General features: G+C 38.8%; 23 protein-coding genes. 17 read left to right on the top strand and 6 right to left on the bottom strand.

The window, feature by feature from the left end:
• Positions 1-16: 16 nt before the first annotated feature.
• From BCL90_RS06840 to BCL90_RS25900, 3 genes are read left to right on the top strand one after another with little or no spacing between them, the layout of a single operon-like run.
• Positions 17-937, top strand: a complete 921-nt coding sequence (locus BCL90_RS06840; RefSeq protein ID WP_121283239.1) for a hypothetical protein — start codon at positions 17-19, stop codon at positions 935-937.
• Complete coding sequence (locus BCL90_RS06845; protein ID WP_121283240.1) at positions 927-2,282, top strand: ATP-binding protein; 1,356 nt, start codon at positions 927-929, stop codon at positions 2,280-2,282. The genes BCL90_RS06840 and BCL90_RS06845 overlap by 11 nt, the downstream gene beginning before the upstream one ends.
• Positions 2,283-2,292: 10 nt before the next feature.
• On the top strand, positions 2,293-3,216 hold the full coding sequence (locus BCL90_RS25900; RefSeq protein WP_208529855.1) for an eCIS core domain-containing protein: 924 nt from the start codon (positions 2,293-2,295) through the stop codon (positions 3,214-3,216).
• Between the two features lie 183 nt (positions 3,217-3,399).
• Here the strand turns inward: BCL90_RS25900 and BCL90_RS06855 are convergent, their stop codons facing one another.
• Both BCL90_RS06855 and BCL90_RS26105 read right to left on the bottom strand, forming a co-directional pair.
• The gene (locus BCL90_RS06855; RefSeq protein ID WP_121283241.1) at positions 3,400-3,954 is read right to left on the bottom strand and encodes a hypothetical protein; all 555 of its coding nucleotides are present in this window, start codon (positions 3,952-3,954) and stop codon (positions 3,400-3,402) included.
• Positions 3,955-4,287: 333 nt separating this feature from the next.
• Positions 4,288-4,413: a hypothetical protein gene (locus BCL90_RS26105; protein ID WP_262707545.1), complete on the bottom strand. Its 126-nt coding sequence runs from the start codon at positions 4,411-4,413 to the stop codon at positions 4,288-4,290.
• Positions 4,414-4,707: 294 nt separating this feature from the next.
• Here BCL90_RS26105 and BCL90_RS06860 point away from each other — a divergent pair, with 294 nt between their 5' ends.
• The 6 genes from BCL90_RS06860 (at position 4,708) to BCL90_RS06890 (ending at position 14,072) form a co-directional block, all read left to right on the top strand.
• Positions 4,708-5,790 (top strand): efflux RND transporter periplasmic adaptor subunit, encoded by a 1,083-nt coding sequence (locus BCL90_RS06860; RefSeq protein WP_121283242.1) that lies wholly within the window; start codon positions 4,708-4,710, stop codon positions 5,788-5,790.
• A 24-nt stretch (positions 5,791-5,814) separates the two neighbouring features.
• Positions 5,815-8,985: an efflux RND transporter permease subunit gene (locus BCL90_RS06865; protein WP_121283243.1), complete on the top strand. Its 3,171-nt coding sequence runs from the start codon at positions 5,815-5,817 to the stop codon at positions 8,983-8,985.
• Positions 8,978-10,411: a TolC family protein gene (locus BCL90_RS06870; RefSeq protein WP_121283244.1), complete on the top strand. Its 1,434-nt coding sequence runs from the start codon at positions 8,978-8,980 to the stop codon at positions 10,409-10,411. The genes BCL90_RS06865 and BCL90_RS06870 overlap by 8 nt, the downstream gene beginning before the upstream one ends.
• Positions 10,412-10,800: 389 nt before the next feature.
• The gene (locus BCL90_RS06875; RefSeq protein ID WP_121283245.1) at positions 10,801-11,631 is read left to right on the top strand and encodes an aldo/keto reductase; all 831 of its coding nucleotides are present in this window, start codon (positions 10,801-10,803) and stop codon (positions 11,629-11,631) included.
• Positions 11,632-12,407: 776 nt separating this feature from the next.
• A complete protein-coding gene (locus tag BCL90_RS06885) occupies positions 12,408-12,869 on the top strand; it encodes a VOC family protein (RefSeq protein ID WP_244095065.1) in 462 nt (153 codons plus the stop codon).
• A 66-nt stretch (positions 12,870-12,935) separates the two neighbouring features.
• Positions 12,936-14,072, top strand: coding sequence for a serine hydrolase domain-containing protein (locus BCL90_RS06890; RefSeq protein ID WP_121283248.1), 1,137 nt, complete (start codon positions 12,936-12,938; stop codon positions 14,070-14,072).
• Position 14,073: 1 nt separating this feature from the next.
• Here BCL90_RS06890 and BCL90_RS06895 read toward each other — a convergent pair whose 3' ends face one another.
• Together BCL90_RS06895 and BCL90_RS06900 are read right to left on the bottom strand one after the other, a co-directional pair.
• On the bottom strand, positions 14,074-14,271 hold the full coding sequence (locus BCL90_RS06895; protein WP_121283249.1) for a hypothetical protein: 198 nt from the start codon (positions 14,269-14,271) through the stop codon (positions 14,074-14,076).
• Between the two features lie 8 nt (positions 14,272-14,279).
• Entirely contained in the window at positions 14,280-14,501 is a 222-nt protein-coding gene (locus tag BCL90_RS06900) for a DUF3606 domain-containing protein (RefSeq protein WP_132397480.1), read from the bottom strand.
• 453 nt (positions 14,502-14,954) lie between these two features.
• On the opposite strand from BCL90_RS06900, the gene BCL90_RS06905 reads away from it, so the two are divergent.
• From BCL90_RS06905 to BCL90_RS06940, 8 genes are all read left to right on the top strand, one after another.
• A complete protein-coding gene (locus BCL90_RS06905; RefSeq protein WP_121283251.1) occupies positions 14,955-15,128 on the top strand; it encodes a DUF3606 domain-containing protein in 174 nt (57 codons plus the stop codon).
• 10 nt (positions 15,129-15,138) lie between these two features.
• On the top strand, positions 15,139-17,835 hold the full coding sequence (ligD, locus tag BCL90_RS06910; protein WP_121283252.1) for a DNA ligase D: 2,697 nt from the start codon (positions 15,139-15,141) through the stop codon (positions 17,833-17,835).
• A 50-nt stretch (positions 17,836-17,885) separates the two neighbouring features.
• Entirely contained in the window at positions 17,886-18,182 is a 297-nt protein-coding gene (locus BCL90_RS06915; RefSeq protein ID WP_121283472.1) for a Dabb family protein, read from the top strand.
• A gap of 206 nt (positions 18,183-18,388) precedes the next feature.
• On the top strand, positions 18,389-18,586 hold the full coding sequence (locus BCL90_RS06920) for a hypothetical protein (protein WP_121283253.1): 198 nt from the start codon (positions 18,389-18,391) through the stop codon (positions 18,584-18,586).
• A gap of 217 nt (positions 18,587-18,803) precedes the next feature.
• Positions 18,804-19,973 (top strand): DUF3095 domain-containing protein, encoded by a 1,170-nt coding sequence (locus BCL90_RS06925; protein WP_121283254.1) that lies wholly within the window; start codon positions 18,804-18,806, stop codon positions 19,971-19,973.
• A gap of 113 nt (positions 19,974-20,086) precedes the next feature.
• Positions 20,087-21,232 carry a PAS domain-containing sensor histidine kinase gene (locus tag BCL90_RS06930; protein WP_121283255.1) on the top strand — a complete coding sequence of 382 codons (1,146 nt, stop codon included), beginning with the start codon at positions 20,087-20,089 and terminating at the stop codon, positions 21,230-21,232.
• Between the two features lie 53 nt (positions 21,233-21,285).
• Positions 21,286-22,659, top strand: coding sequence for an NAD-dependent succinate-semialdehyde dehydrogenase (locus BCL90_RS06935; RefSeq protein WP_121283256.1), 1,374 nt, complete (start codon positions 21,286-21,288; stop codon positions 22,657-22,659).
• 11 nt (positions 22,660-22,670) lie between these two features.
• Positions 22,671-23,600, top strand: coding sequence for an NADP-dependent oxidoreductase (locus tag BCL90_RS06940; RefSeq protein ID WP_121283257.1), 930 nt, complete (start codon positions 22,671-22,673; stop codon positions 23,598-23,600).
• A 205-nt stretch (positions 23,601-23,805) separates the two neighbouring features.
• Here BCL90_RS06940 and BCL90_RS06945 read toward each other — a convergent pair whose 3' ends face one another.
• Complete coding sequence (locus tag BCL90_RS06945) at positions 23,806-24,747, bottom strand: cation diffusion facilitator family transporter (RefSeq protein WP_121283258.1); 942 nt, start codon at positions 24,745-24,747, stop codon at positions 23,806-23,808.
• Positions 24,748-24,936: 189 nt separating this feature from the next.
• Positions 24,937-25,926, bottom strand: a complete 990-nt coding sequence (gene mgrA, locus BCL90_RS06950; protein WP_121283259.1) for an L-glyceraldehyde 3-phosphate reductase — start codon at positions 25,924-25,926, stop codon at positions 24,937-24,939.
• Positions 25,927-26,097: the final 171 nt, after the last annotated feature.

Raw genomic sequence — 26,097 nt, forward strand, 5'->3', positions numbered from 1 at the left:
ATATATCCTTTTCGATATGGAAAATGTGTACATGAATTTTTACCAGAATTTTTATAGGCGTAGCGGCGGCTTTATCCCTGTAGCGCCATTAGGCCAGTCTGTTTTACCCGGTGATTTCTTCCAGATCAGAAATGGGCAAATGATCGTACTTGGAAACATTTTTCGCAACAAGGTTATCGAACTTCAGGATATAGAAATTGGGTATAATAATAAGCTAAATCCTACAGGGTGGAGTTTTAATGATGGCGTAACCAAACCTTATTCAGGTCGTGGAAGTGGTCGTGCCCCTATAGCTGGTGAATTTGAGTTTAGTAAACAAATTCTTGCTTTCGCAGAAAAGGGTAGTTTCATTTTTAAGGCAAATGAGCCCGAATCGATCCGGATGCTCAACTGGAATGATATTCAGCAAGCCTTAATTATCAGGCTTACACAAACTTATTATTCGTTCAGGGAAGTTTATGTGGTTACCGAAGTTGCGACTACCAACGATTGGACACTTGCAGTTTCGGGTGCAGATTTAGCTGAACTCGAAATTGCAACAGATGAAGAAAATTTCGGTTTGGTTGATCTCTTTGGTCATCATTCTTCAAAGACCATTCAATCTAAAGACATAGAATTTTATCACCGCGAAGAAAGACGAAAACCCTCTTTTTATAAAGCTAAAAAACTGGTGGTAAGGGAAGAAAAGGTCGAAACTTTAGTTTCAGAGCTCATTGCCCAATGGCGTGGGTACAACGAATGGGCACTGGGCTTTTACGAATACGATTTTCATTACGACCATCACTATGTTAACGATCAGAGTGCTTACTCGCAAGGCAATATACTCGATCTCCTTGCTCCAAACGAACTGAACCCAAATACCGCTCTGCTTTATTTTAAATGGGCGGATGCAAACCTCGATGATGTAGAAAAACTATTTAACCAATATGGAGAATAACAATGCTTTAACGGTACTTAGACAAGAACTTGATTGGTTAGAAGCGGTAATTGCCCAATGTATGGCCACTTATTTTTTGCAAGAGGGGCACGAAAAAGACTGGATGGAAATTCCTTTGCCCAATCTTTCACTTAGTGATAGCCCTTATGCCGATATGGTTGAAAAATGGAACCTGGATATTTACGCAAGGCTTGCCATTGCACTCAGCATGGCACCACACCTGCGTCCTGAAATTCTTGATACTTTTTTTACCAAAAATCAAATGCACGACAGAGGTTTTACCGAATTTGGAGGATTAACGACTAAAGATTATAATGGTTTTTTACCTACTGGCGAAACCCTTTGTTTTTTACTTACCGTTAAGCATCCGGAAATGCGCTACAAGCTCATGGAGCTACTCGGAAAAGAAAATATTCTTTATAAGGAAGATGTACTTATCCTTACCGAAACAGAAAGTCATTTGCCATGGTTAAGCGGGCAGCTGAGTTTAAGCAGAAGCTGGTTTAATTATTTCCTTACCGGAAAGAAACTGATGGCCGAAAACAGTGCTTCATTTCCCGCTCAAAAAATCAGTACGGCGATGGAGTGGGAAGATGTAGTGCTCAATCATTTGGTGCTTACACAGATTAATGAAATTACTGCCTGGTTATCGCATGGCCACACCCTGATGGAAGATTGGGGATTAGCCAAAAAACTGAAACCAGGTTACAGGGCATTATTTTATGGTCCTCCCGGTACAGGTAAAACCTTAATGGCTACTTTAATCGGTAAAACAACCGGGCGTGAAGTATATAAAATAGATCTGTCCATGATCGTTTCCAAATACATCGGAGAAACCGAAAAGAATCTTTCGAAAATATTTGATGTGGCACAGCACCAAAACTGGATCCTGTTTTTTGATGAAGCTGATGCCCTTTTCGGAAAGCGTACCCAGGCCGACTCGGCTAACGACAGGCATGCCAACCAGCAAACAGCCTACCTTTTACAACGAATTGAAGATTTTCCTGGCGTAGTTATCCTGGCTACCAACCTCAAGGCCAATATGGATGAAGCTTTTTCGCGTAGGTTCCAATCTGCTATTCACTTTACCATGCCCTCTGTTCAAGAACGTTATCAACTTTGGCAGAAAGCTTTTTCAGGTGTTTGCAAACTTGATGAAAGTATTAACCTGGAAGCTATTGCCGAAGAGTACCAACTGGCAGGTGGAGCAATTATTAACGTATTGCGCTATTGTGCCTTATCGGCCATTACTAGAAACGATACCCTGGTAAACCAGCAAGAGCTCCTGGCAGGGATTAAAAGGGAATTTAAAAAAGAAAATAAAACCGTTTTCATTACAAATTAAAGCTTACAGGATGAATATCTACAAAGACAATGCTCAGGAGCATAAAAACGAATCTGTTTCCTCCAATTTGCCTAAAAAAAGCCATAATAAGGCTATTTTTAAATTTGACGATAAACGGCCTCAGGCAGTTGCACAACTGAAATTGCAAAGTGGAGCTGATGACTATGTTCAGCAGCAGGCACATCCTGTTCAGAAAAAAGGCACCGGTGGCAAGTTACCCGATAACCTGAAAAACGGTATAGAAAACCTTTCTGGCTTATCAATGGACGATGTAAACGTACACTATAATTCAAATCAGCCCGCACAGCTACAGGCCCACGCTTATGCACAGGGAACAAATATTCACATAGCGCCCGGACAGGAGAAACACCTGCCTCACGAAGCCTGGCACGTGGTACAGCAAAAACAGGGAAGGGTAAAAGCTACCTTGCAGCTAAAAGGCGAAGTAAATGTAAATGATGACAAGGGATTAGAACATGAGGCCGATGTAATGGGAGCGAAGGGAATGAGTACAGCCCATCAAATTGAAAATCACCCAGTTCAGTTAGCTAAAAACATGTCAGGAGGCCATCAATCTTTATTTGCAGGTATTGTGCAACGGAACTTAACAACAAAAAGCAGTTTGCATGGTGATAAAGTAGATGGAAGCATGCCAGCTGTTAGAACTGAAGTGACCAGAGTGATTAATGAAAACAAGAACGGAGAGGTGCTTGATGATATTGGTCGGTTACAAACTTCTATTGCCTCCAGAAAAGCAGAACAGGCTACATTTAAAGATAAAACTGATCCTGAGTATATAAAGCATGCTGCCAGAATTACAAATGAGGAAGCAGAATTAGCACGTTTACAGGTTGCCAGGATCCGACAATTGGCAAACAGGCCTAAAGCAAAACCAAAGCCTCAGGCAGATGCAGATGGCTGGACAACGGTTTAATGAATTTACAGCAACATATTATCGCTTTTCAATACCCTAAAAAACTAATCACTACCTCGTCGGTTATTGATGGATAAACATGCCTATCCTGATGAACGTATAAAACAACCGGGTTTCGATAGCCCCATGCTTTTGGCAGAGGGCTATCGAAATATTTGTTGTTTTTATTTAAAAAGCGGACAATTAAAACGCACCGTCTTCTTTAACCATTTTATTAATGGCTTTTTGTACCTTGATTACATCTGTTTCAACTGTTTTTCTAACCGCTGCATCAAATGACGCTGCAAATTCTGCACTGATAGAAATCTGGTCTTTTTCATTCAGTACATTGAGTACAAAAGCATGGCTTCCAAATTTAAATCCGCTTTTTATTCTGATCACGTCTTTTTCAAAGATTTTCAAAAATTCGTAACTGTTGCTGATCTGATCAAAACAATCTCTTACCGCTTGAAAAACAAGGTGTGTTTCTATATCCAAACCGTTTATAATTACCGTAACCGAAGTGAGGTCATTTAGCTCCGGAAGAAGGTCTTCGCTGTAAATAATGTCTTTCGGGTCCAGGATTACAACCGTTTCTTTATCTGCACTTTCACCTGCCTGTTGTGTTAATTGTATAGTGGCGTTACCGTCTTTTAGGGTAACGGAGCTTGCAGAAGTTTGTTCAATTTTAATATCGCCAATGGTATCTTTTATAATGCCTACAACAAGTTCTAGCGCTTTTGATTGGGTATTGTTCATTATGGTATTTTTTGCAAAGGTAATGCTTGCCTACGGTGCCGGATAATTATCGTTTAAAATAATATAATATTTGTTGCTAAGTATTTTATTTTTAATGACTTAATTTTTTTATGTTGACTGGTGTTGTTTTATTTCAACTGTTTGTTAAATGACGAAGGTAAAGCTGCGGATATCCAAAAAGGATTTCGTGAGGGTAATTGCTTCATATCCTCGTAACCGATTTCTGATATGTCATCTTCATCAAACTGATAAATGCTGGCTCCCGGATAGCAGATGTGCGGAGGGGAGCGCCCGGCGATAATAAACTAGACCTGGCCCGCTTTTTCCAATTGATTAATTCATTTCATGTAGTTCAACAGTCATAAAACCTTTTTCTTCACTATACAGCAAATATTCAATTACAATAAAAACAAGCGTTTTTTTAGGGAAAATGCCAATTTCTTCATCTAAAGGAATCATTAATTGCTTTATTAGTTAAAAAAGTACCCTAAATATGCTGTTTGCAGTTATAAATCACCTTTTTATGTGCTAAACCATGATTTTCAGAATGGAAACCTGAAGTTCAACTTCATTATAACTTCATAAATCTGTATTTATTTCGCCTTCGAATTAAATCATTGCGTAACCACAATTTATTGAAATCAATTAAGTATCTGCAAACCGGTCGTAGATAGCTTTTCATTATAAATTGATTGCCAATGAAAACTAATTAAAGAAAAAAATAAATCAGATTAAAACCATTAACGAAAAAAAATGAAAAGAGTTCTCATGTGCTTAGGCTTGTGTACTTTGCTTTACGTAACAGGTTGCACCTCGAAGAAAGAAGAAAAGGAAGAAGTAGCTACTTATGCAGTAACCACGCCGTTAAGGATGGATACTTCCTTTACCAAAGAATATGTTTCGCAGATTAAATCCGTTCGGAACATAGAAGTTAGGGCCCAGGAAAAGGGTTATCTCCAAAATATTTATGTAGATGAAGGCCAGCATGTAAAAGCAGGTCAGCTGTTGTTTAAGATTATGCCTAAGGCAGCTCAATCTGAGTTGCTAAAAGCACAGGCTGAAACTAAATCGGCAGAAATTGAACTGGAAAACACCAAATTACTGTCAGATAAAAATATCGTTTCTAAAAATGAGCTTGCTATGGCCAAAGCCAAACTGCAATCGGCTAATGCCGAAACTTCTTTGGCTAAATTCCATTTGTCTAACACCGAAATCAGAGCGCCATTTGATGGCACCATCGACCGTATTCCTTTAAAACTGGGTAGTTTGGTTGATGAAGGTGCTTTGTTAACCAGCCTGTCAGACAATAGCCAGGTTTTTGCTTACTTCAACGTATCGGAGCCGGAATATTTAAACTACCAGAGCGCTGCAAAGGCAAAAGGGCAGCAGGAAGTAAGTTTATTACTGGCCAATAACGAGTTGCTAAAATCGAAGGGTAAAGTTGAGGTGATCGAAAGTGAATTTGATAACGAAACTGGGAACATTGCATTCAGGGCAAGGTTCAACAATTCCGATAATTTACTAAGAAACGGCGAAACAGGTAAAATCCAGATGGTTGTTCCTTTAAAAAATGCCATTGTTATTCCACAGAAAGCAACTTACGACATCCAGGATAAAACTTATGTTTTCGTAATTGATAAAAGCAATAAGGTACACTCCAGGGCCATTACCATTGCAGGCGAGCTGCCGGATTTATACATCATCGGCGACGGCATCACAATAGAAGATAAGATCTTACTTGAAGGTGTACAGAAAGTTAAAGACGATGATAAAATTGCCTTTAAATTCCAGCAGCCTCAGGATGTGATGAAACAATTGAGATTGAAAACAGAATAATCTAAACCCCTCCATACTTATTTTATGTTTAGTAAATTCATACAAAGGCCCGTCCTTTCTATCGTAATATCGCTTATTATTGTGTTTCTCGGGGTGCTGGCCATCAGCTACCTGCCGGTAACACAATTCCCATCCATTTCACCGCCTAAAGTAAATATTACGGCAGAGTACCCCGGGGCAAACAACGAATTGTTGATTAAATCGGTGGTTATTCCGCTAGAGCGTGCACTTAACGGTGTACCGGGAATGAAATATATTGCTTCTGATGCAGGTAATGATGGTGAAGCATCAATTCAGGTAGTATTTAACCTGGGTACCGATCCCAATCAGGCCTCGCTTAACGTACAGAACCGTGTAGCGGCCGTTACCAATAAACTTCCACCTTTAGTGGTTCGCGAAGGGGTTAAAATTACCCGTGAAGAGTCGAACATGTTGATGTACATCAACTTGTACAGTAAAGACCCTAAAATGAATCAAAACTTCCTGTATAACTATGCCGATATCAACTTGCTTTCCGAGCTAAAAAGGGTTGATGGTGTAGGTTTTGCCGATATTTTGGGAGATAGGGATTATGCCATGCGTATCTGGTTAAAACCAGACCGTATGCAGGCCTATAAAATTTCTGTAGATGACGTAATGAAGTCGCTTGACGAACAGAGTTTAGAAGCCTCTCCAGGTAAAACAGGAGAGAGTTCGGGTAAGCGTTCGCAGGCTTTTGAATATGTGTTAAAATATTCAGGTCGTTTTAATACCAAAGAAGGATATGAAAACATCGTGGTAAGGGCAACTCCCAATGGAGAATTGCTTCGCTTAAAAGATATCGCTGATGTAGATTTTAGTGCTTCTGCTTACAATTTATACTCTACCTTAAACGGTAAGGCATCTGCTGCGATCGTTTTAAAACAATCTTACGGCAGTAACGCCAGTCAGGTTATTAAAGATGTTAAGGCTAAAATGGCCGAGATTAAATCGGCTTCATTTCCTAAAGGTTTAGATTACGAAATTAGTTACGACGTTTCCAAATTCCTGGACGCATCTATAGAAAAGGTAATCCACACTTTGGTGGAGGCTTTTATACTGGTGGGTTTAGTGGTATTCTTATTCCTTGGCGATTGGCGTTCAACCCTTATTCCAGCCATTGCTGTACCGGTATCCTTAATCGGAACCTTTGTGTTTATGCAGTTCTTCGGCATTACACTCAACTTAATTACCCTATTTGCTTTAGTATTGGCCATTGGGGTAGTGGTAGATGATGCGATTGTGGTAATTGAGGCAGTACACGCCAAGATGGAGCATGACAGGCACCTTTCGGTACTCAAAGCTACACAACAGGCCATGAAAGAGATTGGCGGAGCAATTATTGCGATTACTTTCCTGATGGCATCGGTATTTATTCCGGTAGCATTTATGTCTGGTCCGGTGGGTATTTTCTACCGTCAGTTCTCTATTACCATGGCAACGGCAATCATTCTTTCGGGTATTGTGGCTTTAACGCTTACACCGGCATTATGTGCCATTATGTTGAAGAACAATCACGGTTCAACCAAAAAGAAAACCATGATCGACCGTTTCCTTGATGGTTTTAATAATGGTTTTAACAAACTTTCCGGTAAATATGAACTGGTATTGAGCAAAGTGGTAAGCCGAAGGATATTAACCTTTGGTATATTAGTTGCCTTTTGTTTGGGTGTTTGGGGATTAAGTGGAAGTGTACCATCAGGATTTATTCCTAACGAAGATCAGGGGATGGTGTATGCCATTATCCAAACGCCTCCGGGATCTACTTTGGAACGTACCGACCAGATTGCTGAGAAGCTGCAGAGCATGTGTGAAGACATTGACGGTGTAAAATCAGTTTCATCATTGGCAGGATATGAAATCCTTACCGAAGGTACAGGATCGAACTCGGGTACCTGTTTAATTAACCTGAAAGATTGGAGCGATCGTAAACATTCAGCAGCAGAAATTATTGAAGAGCTTGAAGAGAAATCAAAATCTATCCCTGGTGCAACCATCGAATTTTTCCAGCCACCAGCAGTTCCGGGTTATGGTGCAGCAGGCGGTTTCGAGCTTCGTTTATTGGATAAAGCAGGTAGTGGCGATTACAAAAAAATGGAAACCGTTGCCAAAGATTTTGTACGTGAGCTGAATAAACGTAAAGAGCTTTCATCCGTATTTACTTTCTATAGTGCGAGTTTCCCGCAATACATGCTGGATGTTGATAACGACATTGCGCAACAAAAAGGAGTAAGTATTGATAATGCGATGAATACCCTGTCAACATTTGTAGGGAGTAATTACGAAACCAGCTTTATTAAATATGACCACCAGTACAAGGTAATCGTACAGGCCTTGCCTCAATACAGGGCTTTACCAGAGGATATCTTAAAACTATCGGTTAAAAATGACCGGGATGAGATGGTGCCTTTTTCGGCCTTCATTAAAATGCGTAAAGTTTATGGTTTATCGGAGATTACCAGACACAATATGTACAATGCTTCAGAGATCAGCGGACAATCTGCTCCAGGTTATAGCTCGGGTGAGGCCATTAAAGCCATTACTGAAGTAGCCAAGAAAACTTTGCCAAGGGGATTTGGTATCGATTGGGCAGGTATTTCTAAAGATGAGGTATCAAGAGGCAACGAGGCCATTTACATTTTCCTGATCTGTTTAGGTTTCGTGTACCTGGTTTTGGCCGCGCAGTATGAAAGTTTCATTTTACCACTTTCAGTAATCCTTTCTTTACCGGCCGGTATTTTTGGCGCATTCCTCTTCCTTAAATTATTGGGACTGGAAAACAACATTTATGCACAGGTGGCCATGGTAATGTTGATCGGGTTATTGGGTAAAAATGCGGTGCTGATTGTGGAATTTGCTACGCAGCGCCAAAGTCAGGGAGCAACAGTGCTTAAAGCGGCAATGGAAGGTGCAAGTGTGCGTTTCCGTCCGATTTTAATGACCTCTTTTGCCTTTATCGCAGGTTTGATCCCCTTGATGATTGCAACAGGGCCTGGTAAGATCGGTAACCGTACCATTGGTTCGGCTGCTGCGGGTGGTATGCTTTTCGGTACCATTTTCGGTGTAATCGTGATCCCTGGGTTATATTATATATTCGGAACAATTGCAGCTAAACACAAGCTCATCAAAATTGAAGAAGAACATCCGTTAACTGAAGAAATTGAGAATAATGTTTAAGAATAATCTTTATAAAGGCCTTGGATTGGTGTTAATATGCGCAGCATATACCGCCTGTAAGCTACCGGAAGTAGCCCAACGTGCCGAAAATAAAAATGTACCTGTGAGCTTTAATGGCTCACAGGATACAGTAAGTACAGCTGGTATTCAATGGCGTAACTTTTTTACAGATCCTAACCTGATCAACCTGATTGATACTGCACTTAAAAATAACCAGGAGCTAAATATTACCCTTCAGGATATTGAAATTGCCAAAAATGAAATCAAGGCCAGAAAAGGAGAACTCTTACCAAGCGTAACCTATGGCGCTGGTGCCGGATTTGATAAAGTGGGCCGTTATACCAGTTCGGGTGCCGGCGATGCTTCTACAGAAATTACGCCAGGCAAAGGTGTGCCAGAAGTACTGCCTGATTATCACTTCGGTTTACAGGCCAATTGGGAAGCGGATATCTGGCATAAACTGCGTAATTCTAAAAAAGCGGCCATTAGCCACTACCTTTCGACAGTAGAAGGTAAGAATTTCGTAATTACCAATTTAATTGCCGAGGTAGCCAATTCGTATTATGAGTTATTAGCGGCCGATAACCAGTTAGAAACGGTAAAAAAGAATATCGAACTGCAGAGCAATGCTTTGGAGCTGATGAAAATCCAGAAACAGGCTTCAAGGGTTAATGAACTTGCGGTGCGTAAATTTGAGGCAGAAGTGCTAAGCTCAAAAAGTTTAGAATTTGATATTCAGCAGAACATTACCGAAACGGAGAATAAAATTAACTTCCTGTTAGGCCGTTATCCTCAACCGATCGTCAGAGACAAATCTAATTTTACAGATTTGGTTCCGCCAACTGTACAAACAGGTTTACCTTCACAGCTATTGGCTAACCGTCCGGATATTAAACAGGCGGAGTATGAACTAGCCGCTGCTAAATTAGATGTTAAGGTAGCTAAAGCACAGTTCTATCCATCATTGGGTATCTCCGCTGCAATTGGTTATCAGGCTTTTAATCCTTCATATTTATTAAGAACACCAGAATCTTTAATTTATTCTTTAGCCGGAGATTTAGCCGGGCCACTAATCAATAAAAATGCGATAAAGGCAGAATATTTAACAGCAAATGCCAAACAGTTGCAGGCAGTTTTTGATTATGAAAAAACCATTTTAAATGGTTACATTGAAGTTGCCAATCAGTTATCAAAAATTAGCAATCTACAGAAAAGTTATGATCTGAAGTCAAAACAGGTTGCTGCACTTACACAGTCGATTGATATTTCGAACGATTTGTTTAAATCTGCCAGAGCCGATTATTTTGAGGTATTGATGACCCAACGCGATGCATTACAATCGAAGTTAGAGCTGATCGAAACTAAAAAACAACAGTTAAATGCTGTAGTAGATATTTATCATGCTCTGGGTGGCGGATGGAGATAGTTAAATTCATATAAACTCATTTCATTATTATCCTTATAAGTTAAGCTGTTCCAAATCGGGGCAGCTTTTTTCTTTTTTGTCATTCTGAGCGCAGCGAAGAATCTTTAGCTGCTAACGCTCGTTTCTATCCAGCGTTAAATACCTTTCGGTATCGTCATTGCGAGGAGGCCCTTTCAGCCGACAAAGCAATGACGATCTTTCTCTTAGGGCTGTCAATGTAGCACAGCGAAGAATCTTTATAGTGGCTAACGCTCGTTTCTGAAGTGCGCAAACACAAGAGCAGGTTTTTACCCTTTGTTCATTTATTTATCATAAAATTCATTTTGCAAACAATGACATCTGCCTGCGGTTATCTTTATCATTGAATTTATCATCATATCTGAAATAAAATGGAAAAAACTACATTTAAATTTGGCGAATTAGAAGTTAACCGCTTAGGCTATGGCGCAATGCAATTAACCGGAAATGGTGTTTTTGGCGAAGTAGAAAACCGCGAAAATGCAATCACGGTTTTGCGCGAAGCAGTGGCGAATGGCGTTAATTTTATTGATACAGCGGAGGCTTATGGACCAAAATTTAACGAGACGCTTATTGCCGATGCTTTATCACCTTTTCAAAAAGGTCTTTTTATAGCCACTAAAGGCGGTTTTGATCGACCAGGTCCAAACAATTGGGTGCCTAATGGTGCACCAGAAAAAATCAGACAGGATATTGAAGGAAGTTTACAGCGTTTAAAAGTAGATTCAATCGATTTATGGCAACTGCACCGCATTGATCCCAATGTGGATGTCGCCAAAACCCTGGCGCCTGTGGTAGAAGCCGTGAAAGAAGGTAAAATAAAAAATGTTGGCTTATCAGAAGTAACCATCGATCAGATTAAGCAGGTGCAAGACATTCTTCCGATAGTTTCGGTTCAAAATTTATATAACCTTAGCAACAGGCAGTGGGAGGGTGTTTTGGATTTTACAGCAGAACAGGGTCTGGCTTTCATTCCATGGTTTCCGTTAGCTTCTGGTCCGCATAAGTTAGCCGATAAGATTAAAGCAATTGCCGATACACATAACGCTACAACCGCGCAGATTGCTTTAGCCTGGTTATTAAAAAGATCATCAAATATCCTTTTAATTCCTGGAACAAAATCTGTAGAACATTTAAAAGAAAATTTAAAAGCCGCAGAAATTGAATTGACTGAAGAAGAATTTGAAAGTTTAGCGAAGTAAGATGATTTGTCATTCTGAGCGCAGCGAAGAATCTTTTTCTTTTTTGCAGGTTTTAGCCTACTTTACTGGTCTTAGCGTCTCGCTAAGACCTTTTTTTATTGCAATTAATTTTTTCGACGGAAGCACAGAGAACACGGAAAATCCCCGCGATCATTTTTGACTTGAGTGCAACGCAGTCGAGAACTACGAACTGCTCAGCGAAACTAAATCTGTTTACATAGATACATTAACTCGTGTCGTCATCCTGAACTTGTTTCAGGATCTTTATTTGATAGAATGATCAAGTTCAAAGATCTCATTTACTGGTCTTAGCGTCTCGCTAAGACCTTTTTTATTAAAATTCATTTTGCCACGGAAGCACAGAGAACACTGAAAATTCCCCACGAACGTCCTTTCGAGCGGAGTGCAACGCAGTCGAGAAATCTGTCTAGATAGATCTCTCGACTGCGCTGCGCTACAGTCGAGATGACGACGATTCTAATGGAATCAATGGTAGCGCAGCAAAGAACCTGAAGGCTCTGCGAAGCAGATTTTTTAGTATGAATACATTAACTCGTGTCGTCATACTGAACTTGTTTCAGGATCTTTATTGGATAGAATGATCAAGTTCAAAGATCTCACCACTCTGCATTGCTCCAGGAGATAATGATCGCGCCTTTGCGTTTTTACGCACTTTGTCATGCTGAGCGGAGTCGAAGCACCTCTCAAAAAAAATGATTGGAGAATGTATTAAAAAAAATATAAAAATTATTCCTTTAGAAGTTTGATATTTAAACATGAAAAAAGTCTTTCTAACCACCATCATTTTATTTTCTATCCTATTTCAAAAAGCCATGGCGCAAAATAAACCAGAAAATACCCCCGCTATTTTAAATCATATCGCTGTTTATGTAGCCGATTTAAACAAAGCCACTACTTTTTACGAAAGTGTTTTCAACCTTAAAATGATTCCCGAACCTTTTAAAGATAACCGACATACCTGGTTTACCTTAGGGCCAGCCGGACAGTTGCATTTAATCCAGGGGGCAAAGGGAAATGAAACTTTTGATAAAAACGGACACTTGTGTTTCAGTGTTCCGTCAGTTGATGAATTTGTAAAAAAGCTGAATGCCAAAAATATCAGTTTCGAGGATTGGCCAGGAAAGAAAGATGGAATTACCCTCCGTGTTGACGGCGTAAAACAAATTTATTTTAAGGATCCGGATGGACATTGGCTTGAAGTGAACGACGCCAGGTAAATTCTTTGCTACGTCAGACCTTTGTTTTGCTACATCATTTATATTTATTCCATATCCTGCAAGACTATGAAATTTAAATATTTTTATGCACTTTTTTTGATCGTTGGTTTTATCACGCCATCAAAAGCACAAAACGAAAAAGCTGAGGCTGAATTTAAATCCGTAATGGAAAAATATCAGGCTGTTGGCGCTTCCGTAGCGGTAGTCAAAAATGGCCAGATTATTTATACCCATTCGTTTGGTTTAAAAGATTTGGAGAAAAAACTACCTTTAACCGATCAGGATATTTTTAGGATTGCTTCGATATCTAAGTCTTTTTCAGCAACATCTATTATGCAGCTGTTAGAAGCAGGTAAAATTTCTCTCAATGATGATCTTGGAGATCTGGTCGGTTTTAAAATCAGAAATCCAAAATTTCCAGATCAGAAAATTACTTTAAAGATGGCGTTGTCGCATACGTCCAGTTTAAACGATTCGCAGGGATATTTAAATTTCGATGTGATCAATCCCGATAAAAATTCAAATTGGGCCAAATGTTATAATGATTATGCCCCGGGAAGCAAATTTGATTATTGTAATCTTAACTTTAACCTGATTGGTGCAATCATTGAGAAGAAGTCGGGCGAACGCTTTGATTATTATGTGAAAAACCACATTATAAAGCCATTAGGACTTTACGCTGGTTATTATATAGATTCTTTGGACAGCACACGTTTTGTGAATTTGTACGAGTATCATCCAGATACCAAAACTTATACACCTTCTCCAGGTGCTTACGCGCCGAGGCGGAAAGAAATTGCCAATTATGTGATGGGTTATACCACACCGATTTTTTCGCCAACAGGAGGAATGAAAATTTCGGCTACAGATTTAGCTAAATACATGATGATGCATATAAATTATGGCACATCAAATGGTGTTAAAATAATCACCAAAAAAAGTGCTAAAATGATGCAAAAGGCCTTAACAGATGAGGAAGGATATGGCCTGGCCATCAGAACTGCAGATCAACTTATACCCGGGGTTAAGTTAAAAGGACATACCGGCTCTGCTTATGGGTTATATAGTACCATGTTGTTTAATCCCAAAGAAAAGTTTGGATTTGTTATTATTACGAACGGAATAAATGCAACCTATACAGATGGTTTTCCCGATTTCAGTCGCGCCGCCATTAACAGTTTGTACCAATCTTTTTTTAAATAGCTTAAAGCAGGTTAGATAAACCATTTTTATTAAAGAAAGCGGTTAAAGTTCTAATGCCTGCCTTTGGATGGTTTATATTGTTACCTTTTGCTTTTTGGTCGAAAATACTTTTAACAGGTTGCAGATCAATTAAATGTGATGATTCTGTATTGGATTGACCGACCGTTACCGGATTTTTGCCTTGATTTCTATAATACATAATCTTTACTATTGATTCACAAACCTTTGATAGGTACTTCCTGATTTAATTTTTTCCATCGTGAAGTATTCTTTCAGTTTGGAGAATTCCATGCTGTGAAGTGCTTTTACAGCTGATTTAAGTGTTTCAGTGCTTATGCCCAATCTGGCGGCCCAATAGTTGCGGTCTTGTTCGTCTGCAATCTCGATAAATTCTTTTCTGGCATTCATCGAATTAAGTTGATTTTCCATTTTTATAATTTTGGTTAGTACCATATAAAAACAGAATATTTTCTTTTTGGTTTTCAAATTTTGTCAGTTAATTCTCAAAAAATCGTATTAATCTTAAATTTTAGTTAATCCCTAAAATTGAACTCCCGAAAAATGGCTTTAAAGCAATAATTATTTGACAAATTCGGTCGTTTTCGGTATTTAACTATCATCACTGAAAAGAGTAATATTTTCTTTACAAAACACCCGCTGTCATCAGCCTGCCTTATTTTCTGGTATGGTTAAAGGTTATTTATAATGCTACCAATAATAGGTTCACTTATGCGGAAGAAACAGAGCCTGAAATGGTTATTGCGCTAACAGATTAAGTTTAAAATTTTATTTTCTTAAAGGTTTTAATGCCCGTTTGCAAAGACGGGTGTTAAAACCTTTTTCGTTACAGGACTGTTTTATAGCTGTCTAATCAGAATATTTATGGATGATAAACAAAAAAAAGGTGGTTCTGATCGGTCAAGAATCAACATTGACGAAGCTTATGAGCTGGATTATTGGTCTAACAAGTTTGGCGTGAGCAAAGATAAACTTAAAGCTGCCGTAGAAACAGTCGGAACCTCTGCCGATGCAGTTGAAGATTATTTGAAAAAGTAAAATATTGATTATGAGTTTGAAAAAGTATGTTTCCAAACGCGATTTCTCAAAAACTACAGAACCTAAATCGGGTAAAAGCAGCGATCGTAATAAATTACATTTTGTAATTCAAAAACACGATGCATCCAGGTTGCACTACGATTTCAGACTCGAAATGGAAGGCGTTCTAAAAAGTTGGGCGGTGCCAAAAGGTCCATCAACCGACCCGAAAACTAAACGCCTGGCCATGATGGTAGAAGACCATCCTTACGATTATAAAGGTTTTGAAGGCATTATCCCGCAGGGCGAATATGGTGGAGGAACCGTGATTGTGTGGGATGAAGGTACCTATGAACCGATTGAGGCTATAAAAGGTAAAAAAGCACAGGAAAAACATCTTTTAAAACAGTTAAATGAAGGTTCGTTGAAAATTAAATTGAACGGAGAAAAACTTCATGGCGAATTTGCTCTGGTTAAAACGCATGGCATGGGCGAAAATGGCTGGTTGCTCATTAAACATAAAGATGATTATGCCTCCACAAAAGATATAACCAAAGAAGATAAATCGGTTCTTTCCGGAAAAACCATCGAAAAGATGGAGAAGACGTCGGATAAGGTTTGGAAAGAAGGAAAAGAGCAAAAAATAAAGCCCGAAAAAAAAAATCCCGGGCCAAAGGTTAAAAAAGAAACAAAACCAGTAGGGGATGATAAAAGCATGGATGTAAAAGCCATTCTGAAAAAAGCGCCAAAATCGGCCATGCCTGAAAACATAAAACCCATGTTGGCCACATTGGTTGATGAGCCATTTAATGATCCAAACTGGCAATATGAAGTAAAATGGGATGGATACCGGGCCTTAGCATTTATCAACAAAGGAAAAGTAGAACTCTTTTCGAGGAATAATAAATCATTTAACGAAAAGTTCTATCCCATTTATGACCTGCTTAACGAATGGAAAATCAATGCCGTTTTGGACGGGGAAATTTTAGTGTTGAACGACAAAGGCATATCCAATTTCGGTTCATTGCAAAACTGGCGAAGTGAAGCTGATGGCGAACTCGTTTTTTATGTATTCGATATTCTTTGGTATGAGGGCAAAAACCTGATGGAAATACCGCTTGATGAGCGTCAGGCTATTTTAAATGATGTACTGCCGACCGATGATGACCGTTTGCGTTTAGGGAAAGTTTTCAAAGCCAGTGGTGTCGATTTTTTTGATGCCGCTCAAAGGATGGGTTTGGAAGGCATCATCGCCAAAAAAACGGATAGCACTTATGTTCCTGACCGAAGATCGAAAGAGTGGTTGAAAATTAAAGTGCACAAACGCCAGGAGGTTGTTATAGCTGGTTTTACCAAAAATGCCGATACCTCCAAATCTTTTAGTTCACTTTTACTCGGTGTATATGAAAAAGGAAAATTGCAGTATGTTGGCAAAGTAGGTACCGGCTTTTCGGATAAACTGCAAAAAACAATGATGGAGCAGTTTAAGCCGATAATAGTAGATAAAAGCCCTTTCGAAAGTATCCCCGATGTAAATAAACCCTCACGTTTCAGGCCAAATCCACCAAAGGCCAAATCCACCTGGTTGAAACCACAATTGGTTTGCGAAGTAGCTTTTACGGAAGTAACCGAAGACGGTGTTTTTCGTCATCCTTCCTTTCAGGGAATGAGGGATGATAAAAAAGCGAAAGAAGTGGTAAGAGAAATAGAAGCGCCAACAGAAAAAATTGTTGATGACGCTAATGAAGAAAACCCACATAAACAGGCAATAAAAGCACCAGAAGGTAAACAACCTAAAACTTTGTTGAATCCGAAAGATGAAACGCAGGTGAGAAAAATAAAAGGCCATGAACTTAAATTTACCAACCTGAGCAAAGTGTATTGGCCAGAGGATAAAGTAACCAAAAGGGATATGTTTAACTACTATTATCAGGTTGCTGAATACATTTTACCTTATCTTAAAGACCGCCCTCAATCGCTAAATCGCTTTCCTGGCGGAATACATGGCCCTAGTTTTTACCAGAAAGATGTAAAAGGAAAAGCGCCGGATTGGGCCGAAACTTTTCCGTACGAAAATGGCGAAGGCGAAAAAAAGGAATACCTGGTTGGAACAGATGAAGCTTCCCTACTCTGGATGGCCAGTTTGGGCTGTATAGAAATGAACCCCTGGTTTAGCCGCGTGCAGCACCCTGATAACCCTGATTATTGCGTAATCGATCTCGATCCTGATAAACACACTTTCGATCAGGTGGTTGAGGCTGCCCTTGAAACCAAAAAAGTGCTTGATGCCATTGAGGTGCCCAGTTACTGTAAAACCTCAGGCTCTACCGGTATGCACATTTACATTCCTTTAAATGCCAAATACGATTATGATCAGAGTCAGATGTTCGCTAAAATCATTGTAAATCTGGTACATAAACAGATCCCTGATTATACGTCATTAGAACGGATGATAGCTGCACGAAAAGGGAAAATGTACCTCGATTTTTTGCAGAATAGGCCAGGGGCAACCATCGCCGGACCTTATTCTTTACGGCCAAAAGTGGGAGCAACGGTTTCCATGCCTTTGCATTGGGATGAAGTAAAACCTGGTTTGAAGATGAAAGACTTCAATATTTTTAATGCTGTAGATCGTTTAAAAGTTGAAGGGGACTTGTTTAAAGGTGTTTTGGGCAAAGGTATAGACTTAAAAAAAGCCATAAATAAGGCCAAGAGTGTTTTTGGATAAAGATGAATGATCTTTTCCCGCTTTCATTATATTTGAAAAAAATTAAAATAATGATCGCACACCACGTTTTATTCTGGCTTAAAGCCGATACCACCGACGAGCAAAAAACTGCTTTCCGCAATAGCTTACAAACATTAGAAAACATAGAAGTTGTTAAAACTTTTCATCTTGGCATACCAGCCCAGATTGAGCGTGCCGTTGTAGATACTACTTATACCTTTAGCTTGTTTTTATTATTTGAAGATTTGGCTGCGCATGATGTTTACCAGGTTCATCCATTGCATAAAGCTTTCTTAGATGAATTCAGAGTTTATTTCGAAAAGGTTGTTATTTACGACGCAGCATAAGATTTAATGCCTTCGATAAACCGGAGGCATTTTTTTATGGTTGTATGCTGTGTTTTCTTCAGCGTATCGTTAAACTTTTTTAAGAAATGTTCAACTGGTTTATGAAATGGCAGATTACTAATTAAAAATACAATTTTATATAATTATTTATAATTCCAAAAACCAAAATGTTTTTGATTGCGTAAATGTTTTAAACCGCGATCATTATGGAAAAAACAGCTACATTTATTAAAAGAGCCTCAATTAATGTAAACCAGTTGGATAGCATTAAAATTGGTGATTTTTTATCTGATGAATATGGTAAATCAGGCAAAGTATGTGAAATCGAAAAAATAAACCGTTCCGGTGAATTTCATTATTACTTTAAATTATCTAAATCGGGCACAATCTTAATTATTCTATAATTCTTTATTAGTTCAAGCATTTAGTGGTTTTCTGTTATAGATGTATCTTGTAACCATTGCTTTTCTATATCCGTTAATCATGTAGTTTTGGCGAATATGCCATCCTCATTGTTTAAGATAAAATCAATGTCAGGGATAATCATGTGAAAATTTAGTCGAGGGTTTAGAAAAACTTAAGCTTTTGTTATGCGTATATTGGGTTATATTAATTCGAATTATGCCAGATAGCGAAGACCATTTTTATTCCAATTTGCCCATTCATAAAATGCCATTACATCAGTTATTGGTTAAAAATCAATTATTTGAAAAGGTAATTTCAAGCTGGTGCGTAATCATTACCGATATCAAGCGTTCAACAGCTGCTGTAAATTCGGGGCTGCACGAGAATGTTAATCTTATTGCTACGGGAAGTATTGTTGCCGTGCTCAATATTGCGTTTAAAGCCAATATTTCGGTTCCATTCTTTTTTGGTGGCGATGGAGCCACTTTTATTGTTCCGCCAGGTATTGTAGATGATGTAATGAAATCACTGTTAAAATACAAAGAGAACACTTTACTGAATTTTAACCTCGATTTAAGAACAGGGATTATACCCGTTGCAGAAATTTATAAAAATGGTCATACCCTTAATATTTGTAGATTTAGCAGCGCTGAAACATTTTCTATACCCATAGTTTTAGGTGATGGTCTGGCTTATGCCGAACAAATTATAAAGGGAGAGAATTACCTGTTGGCTGATCATCATACCGCAAGCGATGAAATTGATTTAAGTGGAATGCAATGTCGCTGGGACAAGATTGAACCACCCGAAAACAGTGATGAGGTGGTTACTTTAGTGGTTATTGCATCAGAAATAGCGCAACAGGCAGCCGTGTTCAGCAAAGTAATCCTTCACCTTGATCAAATTTACGGAAGTCCGGAAAAGCGTCAGCCCATTTCTGTTCCTAAATTGATTTTCCGAACAAGCTTTAATAGTTTGGGTAAAGAGATGAAGCACCGCCTGGGAAAGATTAAATTTCTTGAACTCATTAAATCATGGTTCATCAACGTTTACGGATATATTTATTTCCGGACAGACCGTGGTAAAAAATACCTCAGGCAACTTGTCGAAATGTCGGATACACTCGTGGTAGATGGCAGGATAAATACGGTAATTACCGGTACGGCAAAGCAACGATTGGCATTGGAGCAAGCCCTTAACCAGCTTGAAAAAAACAATGAAATTTTGTATGCTTACTATGTAAGTGGCGAATCGGTAATGTCTTGTTATGTAAGGGACCTGGAAGATGACCATATTCATTTTGTTGATGGAGCAGATGGAGGATATACTCAGGCCGCAGGAATTCTTAAACAGAAAATACTCGATAAATTTAACGCTTTGCGATAAAAGTCAACAATTTGACATACTATTTAACAGACTAACCAAACATTTGTGAATGCTGACTTGTATGATACTTAGTTCAATTTGATTCATCAAAATATCAGCATAGTCTACCATATATGAAAAGTTATTCAAAGGTTTTAAGTAATGATCAACTTTTAGAGGTTCTTTTCTTATCAAAAGATGCAACAGCTATATACACTTCAGAACAAATTGTAATTGAAATGGCCAACGACGCCATGATTTCTTTTTGGGGTAAAGATCGCTCTGTTATTGGCAAACCCCTGGAAGATGCAGTGCCTGAGTTAAAGGGACAGCCTTTTATTAATATGCTGAAAAATGTATTGCTAACAGGAATTACGGATAATGGTGACGCTATTCCTGCCGAAACAATGAGGGATGGTAAGTTACAGACCGCTTATTATACCTACGAATACCGGGCCATTAAGGATGATTCCGGAATCCCTTATTGTATTCTTCATACCGCTAGCGATGTTACTGATATGGTGAAGGCAAAAAAGGCAATCAAGGAGACAGAATTGCAACGTGAAGCACTAGATCAGGAACAGATTTTAATTGGCATTAAGGAAGACCAGCAAAAGAATGATTTTATCAGTATGGTAAGCCATGAGTTGAAAACGCCATTAACTTCTATCAGTGCTTACGTACAGTTAATGCAGAGTCGAAGTTTACCAGATACTTTTGTCACAAGTACTTTAGCTAAGGTGCAAAAGCAAATCCGGAAAATGAGCACATTAATCAGTTCTTTTTTAAATGTAGCGCGTTTAGAATCAGGAGAAATTCAATTGAATCTATCACATTTTGATCTCAATAAACTGATTCATGATCTTGTTGAAGATTTAAGATTAATACATCCCACTAATCAGATTGATTTTGAAGGGGGAGATGCTAAATTAATTTACGCAGATAAAGATAAAATTGGCTCTGTAATTTCAAATTTGATTAGCAATGCTGTAAAATATTCAGATCAGAACAGTACTGTTTTGATTCAATCGGCAACCATAGAGAATGAAATAAATGTTTCTGTAACCGATCATGGCATTGGCATCCAGGCCCATGATCTGGAAAAACTTTTTGACCGGTTTTATCGTGTAGAAAGCCAACAAACTAAAACCATTTCGGGTTTCGGGATAGGTTTATACCTTAGCGCAGAGATCATTAACCGTCATAACGGCAAAATATGGGTAGAAAGTAAGTACGGCGAAGGTTCTACCTTCCATTTTGAGATTCCAATTGTTTCTTAGTTGATATATTCAAATAAAAAACACAATCTTAAATGCTCATTTGTTACTGTTAAATGAGCATTTCATCTATAAACCCTGTAAACGGGGCAATCATAAAAACTTATCAGGAAGATACTGAAGCGTTAATTGATCAGAAAATTGATCAGGTACATCAGGCTTGGTTAAGTTATAAGGAAACCGATTTTCAAAGCCGCTCAAAGCTACTCCTGCAGGTTTCGAAACTTTTAATCGAACGTAAAGATCAGCTGGCTGAACTTATGGCGTTAGAAATGGGCAAACCTTTAAAAGCTGGTGTTGCCGAAGTTGTCAAATGTGCTTCTGTTTGTGAATATTATGCAAAAAACGGTGCTGAATTTTTAGCCGATCAAATCATAAAAACCAGTGCAACCAAAAGTTATGTGAGTTTCCAGCCTATTGGTGTAGTATTGGCCATTATGCCCTGGAATTTCCCTTTCTGGCAAGTGTTTCGCTTTTTTGCGCCAGCTTTAATAGCCGGCAATTGCGGTGTTTTAAAACACTCATCAGGTGTTACGGGCTGCGCCATAGAAATAGAAAAAGTAATTGTGGATGCTGGCTTTCCTGCCAATGTTTTTAAAACACTGATTTGCAGTAGTAAAGCCATCCCAAAAGTAATCGAAAACCCCTATATCAAAGCCGTAACGCTTACAGGAAGCACCGAAGCCGGTAAGAAAGTAGCCGAACAAGCAGGGGAATTAATTAAAAAAACAGTTTTGGAACTTGGTGGGAGCGATCCTTATGTAATTTTGGAAGATGCTGATTTGGAAAAGGCGGCCAAAATATGTGCGGAAGCCAGGTTAATTAATAACGGGCAAAGCTGTATTGCTGCGAAACGCTTCATTGTGGTCAAAAAAGTTGAGGAGCAATTTACCCAGCTTTTTAAAGCCGAAATGGCAAGTAAAAAAACTGGCGATCCCTTACAGAACGATACTGATTTAGGACCAATGGCGAGGGCAGACCTTCGTGATGAATTGCATCAGCAGGTTTTAAAGAGTATCGAACAGGGTGCAAAATGTATTCTGGGTGGAGAAATCCCCAGTATGGAAGGCGATAATGCCTATTACCAACCTACGATATTAACCCATGTAAAAAAGGGCATATTGGCTTATGATGAAGAAATATTCGGTCCGGTAGCTGCAATTATCTCCGCAGAAGATACTGAAGATGCCATCCGCATTGCCAATGATACCAATTTTGGACTGGGTGCTGCCGTTTTTACCGAAAATGCAGCATTAGCAGAAGATATTGCGCGAAATAAACTTGCAGCAGGCTCTTGTTTTGTAAATGAAGGTGTTAAATCAGATCCAGCATTGCCTTTTGGAGGCATCAATGAATCTGGCTACGGCCGTGAATTAAGTATGTTCGGTATTCATGAGTTTGTGAATATCAAAACAGTGTACATCAAATAATAATATCCGATATGAAAGCAGTTAGAATCCATGAGTTTGGCGGACCAGAAGTTTTATCCATAGATGAAATTCCGGTTCCCCAGCCAGCACCAGATGAAGTATTGATTAAAGTGCATGCAACCAGCGTAAATCCGGTGGATTGGAAAATTAGAGAAGGACAAAGGAAAGAGAAATTTCCAGGAAAATTACCTTTAACCCTCGGTTGGGATGTTTCCGGAACAATTGAAGCATTAGGCGAAAAAGTGAGTGCTTTTAGAAAGGGAGATGAAGTGTATGGCAGGCCAGATCCAACTAAAAACGGTGCCTATGCCGAATACATTGTGGTAAAAGCCAACATCATTAGCATTAAACCCACTAGCATAGGGCATACTGAAGCTGCCGCAGTACCCTTGGCAGGTTTAACGGCGTGGCAAGCCTTATTCGATCATGGTTTGTTAAAAGCCGGACAAAAAGTACTGATTCACGCTGCAGCCGGTGGGGTAGGAACCTATGCCGTACAATTTGCAAAATGGAAAGGAGCTTATGTAATCGGTACCGCATCAAGCGCTAATATCGATTTTTTGAAGCGCTTAGGTGCCGATGAGGTAATCGATTATAAAATGGAAGATTTTGAGACCGCTTTAAGTGATGTTGATCTGGTTATAGATACCATTGGTGGAGAAACGCAACTCAAATCGTTAACTATATTAAAAGATGGAGGAAGGGTAATTACCACTTTAATGCCAGAGTTTGTGGCAGAAGCAAAGGCGAAAAACGTTCATCTTATCGGTTTTATGGCACAATCAATTCCTGATCAGCTAGCTGAAATGGCCACTTTGATCGATTCTGGTAAAGTTAAACCCATTATAGAAAAAGTTTTGCCTTTTACCAGCGCCAGACAAGCTCAAACCGAAAGCGAGCAGGGACATACAAGAGGAAAGATTGTATTGCAGGTAATTTAGGGTAGGGAAGTCTGAATTTGGATGTCTGAAGATTAATAAATAATTTATCTTAATATCGTTCTCCTGAAGAAATTCAGAAGGACGATATTATTCAAACTTTAACTCTTAATGATCTTAACAGCTTAATGGTGAAAAAAAACACCTAAATCTCTTTTTGAGTGCTTTGCGTCTCTCTCAACGTCATTTGTGCTGAAAAAAACAAATATTACTCCAAACAAATGTCCTTACTAAAATCATTCTCCGGTACGTCGGCAGACTGTGGTTGAATAATGACAAACTTGATCACGTTATATTCTGATTTTATTTTATCCCTCAACCTGTCTATTGCATTGGTTAAATCGGTGGTGTTTAATTCTGCTTTAAACGTAAGAATGAGCACCAGCAATACTTCCTTTGGCGATTGATATTGGGATAAAATGCTTGTTACCATAACCACATCCTGATCATTTTCTGCCAATTCTTTTATCTTCTGCTGTGTTTCTGGCGTTAAACCTTCGCCCATTAATAAACTACGGCTTTCCCTGGCCAATATAAAGGATACGAAAATTAAGAGTGTACCTACCAAAACGGAAGCCAGTCCATCTAAAAATGGAAGATTTAAATTGTGGCTTAACACCATAAATATAAAAACAATCAATAATCCTAAAACGGCAGCTCCATCCTCAAATAATACTAAAAAGCCAGAGGGATCTTTGCTTTTAATAATGGCTTTCCACCAGGGCAACCCTTTACGTGTTTTGTTAAATTCCTTCATCGCAATGATCAAAGAGGCACCCTCAAATAAGAAAGATAAACCCAATACCACATAATTCCAGGTTGGATTGCCCAAAATTTCAGGATGACGGATATGCGCAATCCCTTGCGAAATAGAGACCACGCCACCTAAACCAAAAATCATGATAGATACAATAAACGACCAGAAATACAACTCTTTACCGTAGCCAAATGGGCGGGATTTATCAGGTGGTTTTATACTTCTTTTTAAGCCATAGAGCAATAAAAGCTGGTTGCTGGTGTCAACCGTAGAGTGAATGCCTTCTGCAATCATTGATGAGCTGTTGGTAAATGCCCCTGCAATGAATTTGGTTACTGCAATTAATAAATTGGCCGCTAATGCGCTGTAAATAGAATTGTTGGCTCTTGCCATAGATTAAGAAATGTAAAGGATTCATTTCTTAAACGGTTTTAATTTGATTTGGTTTTGAAAAGTATGAGCGGATATAATCATCCTTTCGATCACTCTGGAGAAATCTTTTAACAAGTTCAAAGATCTCTCCATTTTCTTATGCTCCATCCGATAGCTACCGGATCGGGATGACGGTTATTTTTGGGATTTTTAACCTAAAATCTCATCAATCAATTTGATTTCAGTTTCACTAAATTCAATGTTATCTAATGCTTTAATTGAATCGGTAATCTGCTCTGGTTTACTGGCGCCAATCAGAACAGTAGTTACCCTGTTGTCTTTCAGGATCCATGATAAAGCCATATGTGCTAATTTTTGTCCCCGCGATTTAGCAACATCATTAAGTTTGGTAATTATCGCTAATTTCTCTGGTGTAATATTACTTTCTTTCAGGAAAATACCACTTGTAGCAACTCTCGAATCGGAAGGAATGCCGTGTAAATATTTATCGGTAAGTAAACCTTGTGCCAATGGCGAAAACGGAATACAACCCACACCATTTTGTGCTAAAACATCAAGTAAACCATTTTCTACCCAACGTTCAAACATAGAATATTTCGGCTGGTGGATTAAACAAGGAGTACCGTTGTCTTTTAAAATTTTAATTGCTTTTGCAGCTTCTTCCGCCTGATAATTTGAAATACCCACATACAAAGCTTTGCCTTGTTGAACTAAAAGACTTAAAGCGCCCATAGTTTCTTCCAAAGGAGTTTCAGGATCCGGCCGATGGTGGTAAAAAATATCTACATAATCCAGTTTCATGCGTTTTAAGCTTTGGTCTAAGCTAGAAACCAGGTATTTTTTCGAACCCCAGTCACCATAAGGACCATCCCACATGGTATATCCCGCTTTGCTCGAAATAATCATTTCGTCACGGTAGCCTTTAAAATCTTCATAAAGGATTTTTCCGAAAACTTCTTCAGCCGAACCAGGAGGTGGGCCATAATTATTGGCTAAATCGAAGTGGGTAATTCCATTGTTAAAAGCAGTATAGATGAGATTTTTGCTATTTTCAAAAACGTTTACATATCCGAAATTATGCCATAAACCCAGTGATATTGCGGGCAATTTTAAGCCACTGTTCCCACAACGGCGATATGGCATTTTGTCGTAACGATCTGTTGAAATGATTTGGTTCATATTTTGGTTTTGATTGCCACAATAATAATCAGTTTTAGCGGATTTTAATGGCTATTCGTTAATATATTCCAGCTTGTAAGTGATGATTATAGATCAGTATTTTCGTCGCTGCAAATATTTGGCGAAACTGATTAAAGGTTGGGAGTGAAACAATAATTATAAATACTGCCT

The organism is Pedobacter alluvionis (genome assembly GCF_003664035.1).
In the GTDB taxonomy this organism is placed as follows: Bacteria; Bacteroidota; Bacteroidia; order Sphingobacteriales; family Sphingobacteriaceae; genus Pedobacter; species Pedobacter alluvionis.